Origin of the sequence: Thermosynechococcus sp. HN-54, assembly GCF_023650955.1 — a bacterium.
Taxonomy (GTDB): Bacteria; Cyanobacteriota; Cyanobacteriia; order Thermosynechococcales; family Thermosynechococcaceae; genus Thermosynechococcus.
Genome location: NZ_CP098039.1, coordinates 755189 through 768722 on the forward strand (window position 1 = coordinate 755189; position 13534 = coordinate 768722).

General features: G+C 53.9%; 14 protein-coding genes and 1 pseudogene. 10 read left to right on the forward strand and 5 right to left on the reverse strand.

The window, feature by feature from the left end; translation table 11 throughout:
* Nucleotides 1-76: 76 nt before the first annotated feature.
* From NBE99_RS03620 to folP, 3 genes are read left to right on the forward strand one after another with little or no spacing between them, the layout of a single operon-like run.
* Entirely contained in the window at nucleotides 77-1555 is a 1479-nt protein-coding gene (locus NBE99_RS03620) for a phosphoglucomutase/phosphomannomutase family protein (protein WP_250683138.1), read from the forward strand.
* Between the two features lie 36 nt (nucleotides 1556-1591).
* The gene (locus NBE99_RS03625) at nucleotides 1592-3025 is read left to right on the forward strand and encodes an MFS transporter (RefSeq protein WP_250683139.1); all 1434 of its coding nucleotides are present in this window, start codon (nucleotides 1592-1594) and stop codon (nucleotides 3023-3025) included.
* Nucleotides 3022-3864, forward strand: a complete 843-nt coding sequence (gene folP / locus NBE99_RS03630; protein ID WP_250683140.1) for a dihydropteroate synthase — start codon at nucleotides 3022-3024, stop codon at nucleotides 3862-3864. Before NBE99_RS03625 ends, folP begins: the two co-directional genes overlap by 4 nt.
* Here the strand turns inward: folP and NBE99_RS03635 are convergent.
* Nucleotides 3861-4460 carry a hypothetical protein gene (locus NBE99_RS03635; RefSeq protein ID WP_250683141.1) on the reverse strand — a complete coding sequence of 200 codons (600 nt, stop codon included), beginning with the start codon at nucleotides 4458-4460 and terminating at the stop codon, nucleotides 3861-3863. The genes folP and NBE99_RS03635 overlap by 4 nt on opposite strands.
* A 232-nt stretch (nucleotides 4461-4692) precedes the next feature.
* Between NBE99_RS03635 and NBE99_RS13305 the strand changes: the two are divergent.
* Nucleotides 4693-5589: pseudogene (locus tag NBE99_RS13305) on the forward strand (ARPP-1 family domain-containing protein).
* Between the two features lie 8 nt (nucleotides 5590-5597).
* Here NBE99_RS13305 and NBE99_RS03650 read toward each other — a convergent pair.
* The 3 genes from NBE99_RS03650 to NBE99_RS03660 are packed head-to-tail and all read right to left on the reverse strand — an operon-like array spanning nucleotide 5598 to nucleotide 6905.
* Complete coding sequence (locus NBE99_RS03650) at nucleotides 5598-6068, reverse strand: hypothetical protein (protein ID WP_250683144.1); 471 nt, start codon at nucleotides 6066-6068, stop codon at nucleotides 5598-5600.
* Nucleotides 6069-6079: 11 nt separating this feature from the next.
* Nucleotides 6080-6373, reverse strand: a complete 294-nt coding sequence (gatC, locus tag NBE99_RS03655) for an Asp-tRNA(Asn)/Glu-tRNA(Gln) amidotransferase subunit GatC (RefSeq protein ID WP_250683145.1) — start codon at nucleotides 6371-6373, stop codon at nucleotides 6080-6082.
* A 10-nt stretch (nucleotides 6374-6383) separates the two neighbouring features.
* Nucleotides 6384-6905 carry a photosystem I assembly protein Ycf3 gene (locus NBE99_RS03660; RefSeq protein WP_250683146.1) on the reverse strand — a complete coding sequence of 174 codons (522 nt, stop codon included), beginning with the start codon at nucleotides 6903-6905 and terminating at the stop codon, nucleotides 6384-6386.
* Between the two features lie 279 nt (nucleotides 6906-7184).
* On the opposite strand from NBE99_RS03660, the gene NBE99_RS03665 reads away from it, so the two are divergent.
* Genes NBE99_RS03665 through NBE99_RS03675 form a run of 3 tightly spaced genes read left to right on the forward strand, consistent with a single transcriptional unit; the run spans nucleotide 7185 to nucleotide 9802 of the window.
* The gene (locus NBE99_RS03665; protein WP_250683147.1) at nucleotides 7185-8039 is read left to right on the forward strand and encodes a universal stress protein; all 855 of its coding nucleotides are present in this window, start codon (nucleotides 7185-7187) and stop codon (nucleotides 8037-8039) included.
* 15 nt (nucleotides 8040-8054) lie between these two features.
* The gene (locus NBE99_RS03670; RefSeq protein WP_250683148.1) at nucleotides 8055-8678 is read left to right on the forward strand and encodes a DUF4129 domain-containing protein; all 624 of its coding nucleotides are present in this window, start codon (nucleotides 8055-8057) and stop codon (nucleotides 8676-8678) included.
* Entirely contained in the window at nucleotides 8675-9802 is a 1128-nt protein-coding gene (locus NBE99_RS03675) for a DUF4350 domain-containing protein (RefSeq protein ID WP_250683149.1), read from the forward strand. Before NBE99_RS03670 ends, NBE99_RS03675 begins: the two co-directional genes overlap by 4 nt.
* Nucleotides 9803-9806: 4 nt before the next feature.
* Here the strand turns inward: NBE99_RS03675 and NBE99_RS03680 are convergent, their stop codons facing one another.
* On the reverse strand, nucleotides 9807-10133 hold the full coding sequence (locus NBE99_RS03680; protein ID WP_250683150.1) for a 2Fe-2S iron-sulfur cluster-binding protein: 327 nt from the start codon (nucleotides 10131-10133) through the stop codon (nucleotides 9807-9809).
* A gap of 189 nt (nucleotides 10134-10322) precedes the next feature.
* On the opposite strand from NBE99_RS03680, the gene psbB reads away from it, so the two are divergent.
* The 3 genes from psbB to NBE99_RS03695 all read left to right on the forward strand — a co-directional run bounded on the left by psbB (nucleotide 10323) and on the right by NBE99_RS03695 (nucleotide 13533).
* Nucleotides 10323-11855 (forward strand): photosystem II chlorophyll-binding protein CP47, encoded by a 1533-nt coding sequence (psbB, locus tag NBE99_RS03685; protein ID WP_250683151.1) that lies wholly within the window; start codon nucleotides 10323-10325, stop codon nucleotides 11853-11855.
* 19 nt (nucleotides 11856-11874) lie between these two features.
* A complete protein-coding gene (locus NBE99_RS03690; RefSeq protein ID WP_011057371.1) occupies nucleotides 11875-11973 on the forward strand; it encodes a photosystem II reaction center protein T in 99 nt (32 codons plus the stop codon).
* 153 nt (nucleotides 11974-12126) lie between these two features.
* Entirely contained in the window at nucleotides 12127-13533 is a 1407-nt protein-coding gene (locus NBE99_RS03695; RefSeq protein ID WP_250683152.1) for a histidine phosphatase family protein, read from the forward strand.
* Nucleotide 13534 lies beyond the last annotated feature (1 nt).

Here is a 13534-nt window from a genome sequence, read left to right on the forward strand (position 1 = left end):
TCTCGTCTCCCCTAAGGGATTTTTGACGCGTGTTCCCCCATGATATGTTCAAAGGGTTTCTGGGGGTTTGCGCGCTATGGTGGGTTCTGCCCTTCGTCTCGATCAAGTCTTACTGCCTGAGGATGCCCCCATTCGCTTTGGTACCGATGGTTGGCGTGGCATCATTGGGGCTGAGTTTACCTTTAACCGTTTGCTGCGGGCAGCCAAGGCAGCGGCGGCAGTGCTCTATCAAACCTATGGCCGTGGCGCAAGGCCGCGAATCATTGTCGGCTACGATCGCCGATTTTTAGCGGAACAGTTTGCCACAGCCGTTGCCGAATTACTGGCCAGCCAAGGCTATGAGGTATGGCTTTCTCATTGTGCGGCACCCACACCGGCTTTTAGTTGGGCCGTCAAAGCGGAGAAGGCGATCGGTGGACTGGTGATCACGGCAAGCCACAATCCCGGTATCTATGCAGGACTCAAGGTGAAGGGCGCCTTTGGCGGCTCCGTACCCACAACCGTCACCCAAGCCATTGAAGCGCAGTTAACTCAGGGAGACCCGCCACCTGTGGGTGAGGTCAAAACAGACTATCAAGCCTTTGATCCGTGGCCCAGCTATTGTGCTGCTTTACGGCATCATGTTGATCCAAAACCCATTCGTGAGGCGATCGCCAGCGGTAAACTGCAAGTCTGTGCCGATGTTATGCATGGGGTAGCCGCCGGGGGGCTAGAGCGATTATTAGAGATTCCCATATCGGAGTTTCGGCGCGATCGCGATCCCCTCTTTGGTGGGGGTGCCCCTGAACCCATTGGCTGTTATTTAGCCGCCACCCAAGAGCAACTGCGGCAACAACACAGTGCTACCCCGACAGTGTGCTTAGTCTTTGATGGCGATGCCGATCGCTTGGCGGTCATTGATGGCCAAGGGGTGCTGTACACGGCCCAAGAAATTATTCCCATCTTGATTGATCATCTGGCACAGCACAGCACTTACCGGGGAGCCGTGATCAAATCCATTAGCAGTTCTGATCTGGTGGCGCGCGTGGCCGCCCACCATGGTTTAGTGGTGATTGAAACGCCCATTGGCTTCAAATACATTGGCGATCGCATGCTGGCAGGGGAAGTTGTCCTCTTAGGTGGTGAAGAATCAGGGGGAATCGGCTATGGCCACCATCTTCCTGAGCGAGATGCCTTACTCTCAGCACTGTACCTACTACAAGCCCTAGTGACATCTGGCTTGAGCGTAGGGGAATACTATCAGCAGTTGCAGAGAACCACGAACTTTTACAGTGCCTACGATCGCGTTGATCTCACCCTCGCGTCCTTGACGCAGCGACAAAAACTGGAGGCAACGCTGGCCGAGCGCCCCTTCAAAGAGATTTTGAATCTCCCCGTCAGTCACTGCGAGACGATTGATGGCTACAAGTTTCATCTAGCCGACGGCGGTTGGTTATTAGTTCGCTTTAGTGGCACCGAACCCCTGCTCCGACTTTACTGCCAAGGGAAGACGCCTGAACAGGTGCAGCGCATTCTACAATGGGCAAGTCAATGGGCAGTTGCAGTTGCTGGCTAATCGTTAAAAAAAAACAATCGCAATGGACAAAGCATCATGCCACTAGACCCATCCAGCCCAAATTCCGCTGCCACCAGTGCCCGTCCACCCCTTTCCCTATTGACAAAACTTGCCTTTGGCGCCGGTGATCTCGGAACTGCTATCACTGCCAATTTGCAGGTGTTTTTCCTGATGGTGTTCTTGACCAATGTGGCTGGACTCAATGCTGGATTGGCAGGCAGTGTGCTGATGATTGGCAAAATCTGGGATGCCATCAATGACCCGATCATCGGTTACCTGAGCGATCGCACCCCTGTGGGCAAGTGGGGACGCCGCCACATCTGGATGATCTCAGCAGCCCTTCCCTTTGGTATCTCCTTCTTTTTGAACTGGTGGGTGCCGACTAGAGATCAATGGCTGCTTTTTGGTTACTACGTCTTCATTGGTATTCTGTTCAACACGTTTTATACTGCCGTCAACCTTCCCTACACTGCCTTAACACCAGAACTGACAGAGGATTACCATGAGCGCACTAGCCTTAACAGCTTTCGCTTTGCCTTTTCTATTGGCGGGAGTATCGGTTCTCTACTGCTTGCCCAAGTTCTCTTTCAACTGATCAAAGAGCCGCAGGCTCAGTATCTTCTTCTTGGGGGCATTGCCACTGTCCTCTCCGTCCTGCCCATCTATTGGTGTGTCTGGGGCACACGGCAACGGGTACGCGAGTTTGAACGGCATACCCCCAGCAGTGGCCAAAGCCCTTTACCCCTGAAAACGCAACTGCGCTTGGTCTTTAGCAATCGTCCTTTCCTGTTCGTGATGGGGATTTACCTCTGTTCTTGGCTGGCGGTGCAAATTACTGCCTCGCTGATTCCCTTTTTTATTGGCGATTGGTTGCAAATGTCCCCCGCTGAATATACGCAAGTGGCGCTGGCAGTGCAATCGACGGCGATGATCATGCTCTTTGTCTGGAGTACGGTGAGTCGGCGTATTGGCAAGAAGGCGGTTTATTACATGGGCATGGCACTGTGGATTATTGCCCAAGCTGGCTTGTTTTTATTGCAGCCGGGACAAACAACGTTGGTTTATGCCTGTGCGATTCTGGCGGGGTTTGGGGTTTCGACGGCCTACCTTGTCCCTTGGTCAATGATTCCCGATGTGATTGATCTGGATGAACTCAACAGTGGCCAGCGGCGGGAGGGGGTCTTCTATGCCTTTATGGTGCTACTGCAAAAAATCGGTCTTGCCTTGGGGCTGTTTCTCGTAGGTCAGGCCTTGCAGTGGGCGGGTTACATTTCCACAGTTGCTGGCGAACCGCCGCCTGTTCAACCCCCCTCGGCACTGTTGGCAATTCGCATTGCCATTGGACCTTTGCCGACGTTCTTTCTCATTGTCGGCATGATTTTGGCCTACCTCTATCCCATTACCCAACCCGTCCACCAAGAGATTCTCTTGAAGTTGCACGCCAAACGCCAAGGGGAGACTACGGCATGAAGGGCTGGTACGTGGGCGATCGCGCCCTTGTTTGGGGAGAGCGCACCTATACCATGGGGATCTTAAATATCACCCCCGACAGTTTTAGTGATGGCGGTGACTTTTTTAATCCCGCTAGTGCCGTTGCCCATGCCCTCGAAATGGTTGCCGCTGGGGTGGATGTCATTGATGTGGGGGGTGAGTCCACTCGTCCGGGAGCCAGTGAAGTGCCCATTAGTGCCGAGTTGGCGCGCGTGTTGCCCGTGATTGAGGGCATCCGTCAGCAGTCGCAGATTCCCATTTCCATTGATACCACCCATGCCGTGGTTGCCCGCGCTGCCGTGGAAGCTGGTGCCAATATTGTTAACGATGTCTCAGGGGGGCAGGCGGATCCTGAAATGTTTGCCACGGTAGCGGCATTGGGGGTGCCCTATATCCTCATGCATCGGCGAGGAACCCCCGCCACGATGCAGCAATTAACGGACTACGACGATTTGATTGGCGATTTGCTTCGCTATTTTCAAGAACAAACGCAGCGGGCGATCGCCAGTGGCATTCCCCCGGAACACCTAATGATTGATCCCGGTATCGGGTTTGCCAAGACCACGCCCCAGAACCTCACCCTTTTACGAGAGTTGCGGCAATTTCAAACCCTTGGATACCCGATCCTCCTTGGCCCTTCGCGCAAACGCTTTATTGGTGATGTCCTGAACCTGCCCCATCCCAAAGACCGAGTTTGGGGGACAGCGGCAGTTTGCTGCCACGCCATTGCTCAAGGGGTGGCAATGCTTCGTGTCCATGATGTGGCAGCCATGGTGCAGGTATGTCGGATGGCTGATGTGCTCTGGCGATCGCCCTAGGGGGACTCAAACCACTTGAGGACACCAACGGCTATGAGAAAAAGACTCGCCAAGCCCTCTAAATAAGGGCCAAAGCGCAAGGGGGTTTGTTCGCGGAGTTGCTGCCCCAACCAAAAGCCACTGCCAATGCAAATCCAACTGGTCACTGTACTCGCTATCACTGCATCAACAATTGGTAGGCGCGCCAAGCCCGCAGCCACCCCTGTGGCAAAGTTCGTCAGGGTCAATGCTAAACCCAACAGCAGCGACTGGTAGAGCGTGAAGTCGTAGGCATAGTCAAGAATTGGTAATAAGTTCGGCTTTGTTGTTTTAGAGGGATGATTCAAGTTGAGCAACACTCCCCCTAGTGCTGATGCCCCCATCGCCATGAGTAAGCCACTGCCAAACTGCTGTGCCCAAATCAATGGCACATACTGCTGCACCCACCCACCCAAACCCATGGCCAAAAAGGTACTACTACCAGAAAGAGCTGCAATCAAGGCATTGCCCAGCCAACCTATGCGATACCGGCGCAGACCATAGCTAACGGCCACGCTAAAGTTATCCATATTGGTGGCAAAGCCAAAGAGTAGGGAGGTAATCGAGACTGGGAGCATTATTTTAAGAAAGCCCTCAAGAATTCACCCTAAGCATAAGCTATTTCTAAGGGCAAAGATACGTCTCAACTCAGATATTCTTGGGGAGCGATCGCAAATTTTCTGGGCGGGTGCATATCCCTAACAACAGCAATGGATAACAAGATGTACACCCTTATGAGGTCGGAGTATGCATCTGCTCCAAGAACTCCTGCAAAATCTTGAACTGGGTACCCCCCAAACCTTTGGTGCCATGACACTCTTTCCCCTGCTGCACTCGATCGCAACCGAACCGGACTATTGGACACTGACAGAGGCAATGAGTCAAAACCTGCTGAAGATTACCGAGGTGTCCGCAGGGGGGCATGTGCCTGAACTCCTGTGTCGTAATTTGGGCGATCGCTCGGTGCTGCTTGTGGATGGGGAAGAACTCATCGGTGCCAAGCAAAACCGTATTCTCAACCTCACAGTACTAGTGCCTGCCCACACCGATCCGAAAATTCCGGTCTCCTGTGTTGAACGGGGTCGCTGGCACTACCGCTCCCATGAGTTCACTGCTGCCGATCGCGCCTACCATGCCACAGGGCGTGCCAAGAAACTCCGCTATGTTACAGAATCGTTGAAATTCAGGTGAAACCGCCTTGCGAACCAAGGGGAAATTTGGGCGGATGTGGATGACCATCTGCTCTTCTTTGCTTGCGAGTCCTTCACCGATGCCCTCGCTGATGTTTATGAAAAAGAAGCCCACTCCCTCGATGAGTACGTCCAAGGGTTTCGGGCGATCGCCCAGCAGATCGGCGCTCTGTTTGTGGTTCACAGTCAAATTTTGGGCTTGGAACTGTTTGACTTTCCTGCCACCTTTGCCAAACTGCTGCCGAAATTCAGCCGTAGCTACGGTCTTGAGGCCCTTAAACCCTCTCCTTCTCCTCGTTCAGCAGTTACGACTGCCGATGCTAAGGCTTTTTTGAATACAGTGGCGGCTGCCACAACTGAAACCTTTGATACCCTTGCCGAGGGCACCGATGTGCGGCTCACCCATCCTGAAGTCATTGGTAGTGCCCTTGTGGCCAAGGGGCGGGTAGTGCACTTGAGCGCTTTTCCCACCGAAATTGCTCAATCTAAGCCCTGCCAGTATGCTTGGAGGGACTAGATATAGTCTTAGGGGCAATTGCTGCGCCCCGGTGCCGGCACACACAAGTCCCATTCAGCATTGAAGGGTTCGTAGCCGAGAGCCACCCCCGCGCGTTCTGCTTGGTAGCGCACCTCCTCAAAGCAGTCAAAGCCATCGGGGCGCACCGCAATAATAATGTACTCGCGATCGCTCTGACGGCGGAGGTTGGCCAATAAAATCGCCAGTGGGGAGGTGGGTTTGGCCAGATCGGCTGCACGCACCAGCACCTTTCGGGGATGAATGATGACCCCCTCGCGACGGCACTCTAGATAGCGGGGGGTGCGCCCGTCATTTTGGGCATTTTCCCGTGCCAAAATTTGCACATTGGTGCGTTCGCGCCCAAGACTACTGGCACTGATGACCACCACTAGTAGGATCAGCGTGCCAATGGTGCAGGCCAAGATCGAGAGAAAGGGAAATAAGTCCAGTTGCAAATGGTGGGATTGACGCCGCCGCACAGCCTGATGCCTTACATAATTTTGGGCACACGGAAAAAGTCATCCTCGCGATCCGGGGCGATCGCCAGTAAGTCCTCAGGATTCGGCCAAGGTTCCAACACATCGGGACGGGTCACATTACTGACTTCAATCGCACGGGTTGTCGGCGGAATATCTGTGACATCCAGTTCACTCAGTTGATTCACATAGTCAAGGATGCTATCTAGTTGCTGGGTCAGGGCTTCAATCTCACTTTCATCAACGGCGAGGCGAGCCAAATGAGCGACCTTGCGCACATCCTCTGCGGTAATGACTTTTGTTGCCATTTGTGATCCTTTAGAAATAGACATCTATATTGGAGCGGCCAGTGGTTTTCAGCCAGTTTTGCGCCTCGATGTAGTTATTGGGTGCCAGTTGAATCGCCCGTTTCCAGTAGTCTGCGGCGCGATCGAAGAGTTGTTCAGCCTCCTCTGAGCGCTGCTGCTCTTCTGCCTGTGTCCCCAAGTAGTGGTAGATCACTGCGATATTATTAAGGGCTTGGGGCATGCGGGGATTGAGTTCAAGGGCTTGGTGATAATATTCCAGTGCCTTCTCATGATCGCCATTGCTGGCGTGGATCAGGCCAATGTTGTAGAGAATGTAGCTGCGATCGTTGGGGTCTTCCTCTAGTTCTAGGGCTGCTTGGTAGTTCTCCAGTGCCTCAGCATATTCCCCGTCCGCTTGGGCAGACATGCCATCGCGATAATAGGCAAAGGCGGTTTTTGACTGCGAACTGGTGGGCAAGACCTTGAGAATGAGGTCAGCCATGACCGTAAAGGTTTTGTCAATAAAATTGTCGTTCCGTTGCGATCGCGGCATAGGGCTTCCTTGAACGGTCTCTTGCTTAGTGTATCAAAAGCACCCCTAGCGATCGCACCCCTAGCCAATGCCTAAGATTTGTAGCGTTCCACCAAGAAGCCCCTAACCCAGACCTAAGATCGTCATACAGCCTTTTTCTAAGATGTGGCGTGTACGAATGAGGAAAGCATCCTATCCTCCAGCAGTTTCGACTGTTTTCAGCGCGTGCCATCCTTGGGAAAAGGGCTGTAGTGGCCATCCATGCCGTGATGCTCACCAGATGTTGGGAGTTTAAGATTTATGATTGAAAATATTCTATTGGCAGACTCAGGAACTGGACAATCCGAACAAATGCTCAAGTCGCTGATGGAGTTGCCAGCGATTCAACGGGCTGCCGTTACAGTATTGCACGTGATTCCCCCGAAAATTACTGCCGAGGAGATGGCCGAACAACGTCAAGCAGGTGCCAAACTCCTAGCGGAAGCCGTTGCCCGACTGCACCTTGACCCGGTGATTAGTGTCAATACCATGCTGCGGGAGGGGGATCCCAAAGATACAGTGTTGCATGTGGCCGATGAAATCAATGCTGACTTGATCATCATGGGATCGCGGGGACTCAAGCGACTGCAATCCATTCTCGAAAACTCCGTCAGCCAGTATGTGTTTCAACTGTCTTCCCGACCGATGTTGCTGGTACGCGATGACCTCTTTGTGAAGAAAATCAACCGCATCATGGTAGCGCTCAATAATTCTGCCGCAGCCAAAGCCTCCTTGGACTTAGCAGTGCGCCTGATGGAGGGGGTCAAGGGCGGTAAACTCATTCTTGCCCATGTCAACCCTGACCTCAAGGGACATGCTGATACCCCCAGCACGGCTGCTGAAAAGGATCCAATTCTTGCGGAAGCGGCAACGGTGGCCAAGCAGCGGGGTGTGGAATACCAGTGTGTCCTGACTACCGGCAAGCCCGGTGAAGAAATCTGCCGCATTGCTGCTGATACCAATGCCGATCTCCTCGTTCTGGGTTCCCCGGATCGGCGTCCGTCGATCGCCCGCAGTTTACCCGACTTGGATCGCCTCTTGGGCACTTCCCTTTCTGACTATGTGCGGGTCTATGCCGAGTGCCCCGTGCTCTTTGTGCGACAGTCGGAAGCGTAGTCTCGTCTAGCGGCGGTGAACTTTTTCGATGATCTGCGCTGGCAGGGCGATCGCCAGTGGCGACAATTGGGTGAAGCCCTTGAGTACACCTTTCTCCAACTCTTTCGCCAGCAAACGGAGCCGTTTTGGGAGGACTCCCCCTCCTTAGAGGCATGGCTACGCTGGTTCTTTCAAGGGGTCTTGCTCGTTGGCCTTGGGTTCGCCCTGTATTTCCTAGGGCGCAGCCTGTGGCGATGGTGGCAGCGGCGATCGCCTTCCTCCTCAGCGACACCCCTTTCTACCCTTGAGGAGCGCCCCAGACCCGTGGAGGAATGGTTGGAACTCGCCCAAAACCTACAATTGGCGGGAGACTACCGAGGAGCCTGCCGTGCCCTTTATATGGCTTTGCTCTATCGGTTGCAGGAGGCGGGCTGGCTGCGGCTTGAGACCCATTGGACGAATGGCGACTACCTGCGGGAATTGGAGCGGCTCTTTCAACTGGGGGAGCGATCGCCAGCCGTGCGGCGGTGTATTCAGCACCTCTTTCAAGTTCACAGTCGCAGTTACTATGGCGGCGAAGCCGTGGATGCCCAAACCCTAGCCACCTGTCAAGCGGCCTACTTTGAGGCAGAACCCTTTCTGCGGGAGACCCAACAATGATCTCAATTAACCGCCGGCAGGGGGTGTTCCTCGCCTTGGCTGTCCTTGTGTTGCTGGTGGTCGGTCTCCTGATGCTGGCGGTGGCTCCCAGTAGCCGCGCTGGCTCCTCCTTTGATACCTCCCCTTGGGGCACCCAGCAATTCTATGCCTACCTAGAGCAGCAGGGGTTTCGGGTGGAGCGCTGGCAGCGGAACTATAACAACCTCAGGGGCAAAGGGCACGTTCTCCTTCAAATCAGTAGTCGTCCCATCGGTTGGCCACCGTCCCTTGTGGACTGGTTGGCACAGGGCAATACGCTGGTGCGTTTTTACTGGCATGGCGAACCCACGGCAGCCCCCTTTGCGGCACGGCTCTCAATGCCCCAAGGCAATGTGTTAGTTGAAACGCGCCGCCGCGTTCCTTTCCAGCAGGGCGATCGCCCCCTCCTCAAGGATGATCAGGGTTTGATTGTCTATCTCAAATACGCCAACAATCTCCATAATCATGAACAGCGCGTTCTTGGGGTCTATCCTTGGTTGGTCGCCAATGCCTATGGCAGCGAAACGGGTCTTGCCAACTTTGCGGTTGTGGCTCAGCTTTTGCAGGAGGTGGCCGAACCGGGGGAAACGATATACTTTGATGAATGGCTGCACGGCTACCGCCAACGCACTCCAGAGGATGTGGTCAGTGAGACGGTGCCTGCAACCCTCTTCGACTACTTCAGTCGTACCCCTTGGTTGGCTGTGGGCTTGCAATTGGCCCTCTTGTTCCTCTTTTTACTATGGCAACAAAGTCAACGTTTTGGCCCGCCCCTATTGGAAAAAGAACCTATCGCCAGTAATAGTGCTGCCTACATTGAAGCCCTCGCAGGTGTTCTTGAGCGGGCACAGCAGCGGCAGTTTGTCTTAGAACAGCTTCAAGATCGCTTTCGATACGATTTAGCCAACCAACTCGGTCTTGCCGCCAATCCTCACCATCCGCCTGGGGATTCAGAACTCATTCAAGCATGGCAGACCGCAACGGGGCGATCGCCCAACTCCCTGCAAGACCTCCTCAGTATGTACCACAGCATTGATGATGCTCAGTTACTTAAATGGCTAGAGCAGGCCGGCAGTGCCCTACAGGCTCTGAAAAGGGCTGTCTAATGCTCTAGCCCTTCGGCTTTGTCCTCACACACACGGGTCCATTGACAAGGGTTTGGCAAGCCAAGCGATAATTCTCTGGCTTACGGCGGAGCCTGCGTTCTTCCACTGGTGTGCGGGGTGAGAGATTTTCCATGCCCTCGACGATCTCAACAATACAGGTGCCACACTGGCCATAGCCCCCACAATTCAAGAGCTTGCCCTTGAGGGTGTAGAGGTCAACCCCCGCTTCCATTGCTTTTAAGCGCAGATTCGCGCCATTGGCAGCAATAATTTCTTTGTTTTCGTTAACAAACTTAATATTTGTGGCCACAAATTCAGCCTTGCTTGCCATAGGAACCTACGCTAGTTACCATTCTTAATACATTCTCATTTTGGCAGAAAAACTGCCCAACCGTAGCTGAAGTTACGGGTAAATTGGCCGTTAAACTCTTAGTAGGGAAGCGGTTGTTACCGTGATCCGGCTGCTTAATAAAATTTGTTCATGCAAACGCTAAATTTTTGTATAGGAGGAGCGTAGTCAATGGGACTACCCTGGTACCGAGTCCACACTGTCCTGATCAATGATCCAGGGCGGTTGATTGCGGCCCACCTGATGCACACGGCATTGGTCGCCGGTTGGGCAGGGTCGATGGCTCTTTATGAGCTAGCTATTTTTGATCCCAGTGATCCCGTTCTCAACCCAATGTGGCGGCAGGGAATGTTTGTGTTGCCCTTCATGGCACGGTTGGGGGTCACGGGTTCTTGGAGCGGTTGGAGTATTACTGGCGAAACGGGGATTGACCCCGGTTTCTGGAGCTTTGAGGGGGTTGCCCTAGCTCACATCGTGCTCTCAGGTCTGTTGTTCTTGGCGGCCTGCTGGCACTGGGTCTATTGGGATCTCGAACTCTTCCGCGATCCTCGCACCGGTGAGCCGGCCCTCGACTTGCCGAAAATGTTTGGCATTCACCTGTTCCTTGCCGGTTTACTCTGCTTTAGCTTTGGTGCTTTTCACCTGACGGGTCTCTTTGGCCCTGGGATGTGGGTCTCTGACCCCTATGGCTTGACGGGCAGTGTTCAGCCTGTCGCACCCGAATGGGGACCCGATGGCTTTAACCCCTACAACCCCGGTGGTGTGGTTGCTCACCATATCGCCGCAGGCATTGTCGGTATTATTGCTGGTTTATTCCACCTGCTGGTGCGTCCACCCCAACGGCTTTACAAAGCTCTGCGCATGGGGAACATCGAAACGGTACTCTCCAGCAGTATTGCCGCTGTCTTCTTTGCTGCCTTTGTTGTTGCCGGCACGATGTGGTATGGTAGTGCCACCACGCCCATTGAACTCTTTGGTCCAACTCGCTATCAGTGGGACAGTGGCTACTTCCAACAGGAAATTAACCGCCGCGTGCAGGCCTCCCTCGCCAGTGGCGCCACCCTTGAAGAGGCTTGGTCGGCCATTCCAGAGAAACTAGCTTTCTATGATTACATTGGCAATAACCCCGCTAAAGGAGGTCTCTTCCGCACTGGCCCGATGAACAAAGGGGATGGGATTGCCCAAGCTTGGAAAGGCCATGCTGTCTTCCGCAACAAAGAGGGTGAAGAACTCTTTGTCCGTCGCATGCCCAACTTCTTTGAAAGCTTCCCCGTCATCCTCACCGATAAGAATGGCGTTGTCAAAGCCGACATTCCCTTCCGTCGTGCCGAGTCGAAGTATAGCTTTGAGCAACAAGGCGTTACCGTTAGCTTCTACGGTGGTGAATTGAATGGCCAAACCTTCACTGATCCACCCACCGTCAAGAGCTATGCCCGTAAAGCTATCTTCGGTGAGATCTTTGAATTCGATAAGGAAACCCTCAACTCCGACGGGATTTTCCGCACCAGTCCCCGTGGCTGGTTTACCTTCGGCCATGCAGTGTTTGCCTTGCTCTTCTTCTTTGGTCACATTTGGCATGGTGCCCGCACGCTGTTCCGCGATGTCTTCTCTGGGATTGATCCCGAACTGTCGCCGGAGCAAGTGGAATGGGGCTTCTACCAAAAAGTGGGCGATGTTACCACTCGCCGCAAAGAAGCTGTCTAGTCATTCCTAGGGGACTACTATGGAAACCATCACCTACGTTTTCATTTTTGCCTGCATTATCGCGCTGTTCTTCTTTGCCATCTTCTTCCGTGAGCCTCCTCGGATCACCAAGAAGTAGCCTCTGACCCATCAGCAAATAGGTCTTTAATACTTGACTTGCCGATCGCCCCTGCGGTCGGTTTTTTTGATTTTTATTTAATGTTCAGGAGGATGATGCCCGCCGCTTCCTGAATCTTTTGCTCCCGAAGTCACGGTTTCTGGTACAGTCTTTATGGCACGGTGGGATGGCCAAGCTTGTTGTCTGTCAATCGCTAAGGAGAAACCTCTGAGTACCCGAGTCATTATTGTCCGCCACGGTGAAAGCACGTTTAATGTCCAAGAACGGGTGCAAGGTCACAGTGATGCTTCTTCACTGACGGAGCGCGGTCACTGGATGGCAGCGCAAGTGGGTCTGGCTCTACGGGGCATTCCCATCCGCAAGATTTACACCAGTCCCCTAAAACGGGCACGGGAAACGGCAGAGGGCATCCATACCCAACTCCAAGATCCTGAACTCCAGCCACCCCATGCCCTTGAGCTGCTGAAAGAGATTGCCCTGCCAGCTTGGGAGGATCTGCCCTTTGCAGAGGTGAAGGCACGTTTTCCCGAAGACTATCGCCGTTGGCAGGAAGCGCCAGAGACCTTGATGATGAAAATCACGACAGAGAGTGGCGAAACGAAGGAGTTTTTCCCGCTCTTAGATCTCTACGATCGCGCGGGTCTGGTTCTGGAAGCACTGTTGGCAGCTCACGAGAATGAAGCAATTGTCATTGTTGGCCACAGTGGCATGAACCGTGCCCTCATTTGCACTGCGCTAGGGTTGGGGGTAAAAGGCTACTTGCGGCTGCAGCAGGCCAATGGCGGTATTAGCGTCTTAAATTTCAGCAATGGCTTGCGACAACCCGCGCAACTGGAAGCCCTTAACCTCACCAGTCATCTCAATGATCCCTTCCCACAGCCGCGTTTCAAGGAGCAAACGCTGCGCATCTTTCTAGTGCGCCACGGTGAAACGGACTGGAATCGCGAGGGACGCTTCCAAGGGCAAATTGATGTGCCTCTGAATGAAAATGGCCGTGCCCAAGCGGCGGCGGTGGCAGAATTTCTCAAGGAGGTGCCCTTTCACCATGCCCTCAGTAGTCCCCTGCTGCGTCCCAAGGATACCGCCTTAGCGATTTTGCAGCATCACCCCGATGTTGAACTAGAACTGGAGCCGGCGCTTGCGGAAATTAGCCACGGCGATTGGGAGGGCAAGTTTGAACCAGAGGTGGAGGCGGCCTATCCCGGTGAACTGGAACGCTGGCGCACTACCCCAGCCCTTGTGCAAATGCCCAATGGGGAAAACCTCCACCAAGTACGCGATCGCGTGGTTAAGGCCTGGGAACTATGGCTGAAGCGCTGGAAAGCCCATGCCCTCACCCCCCATAATGTCTTGGTCGTAGCCCACGATGCCACCAATAAGGTCTTGCTCTGCCACATTGTTGGTCTGGACATTGAAAACTTCTGGCTCTTTAAGCAGGGGAATGGTAGCGTCACGGTGATTGACTATCCTCTGAAGGGGGGACTGCCGCGATTGCAGGCGGTAAATATCACCACCCATTTGGGGGGCGTGCTGGATCGGACAGCGGCGGGAGCCTTGTAGG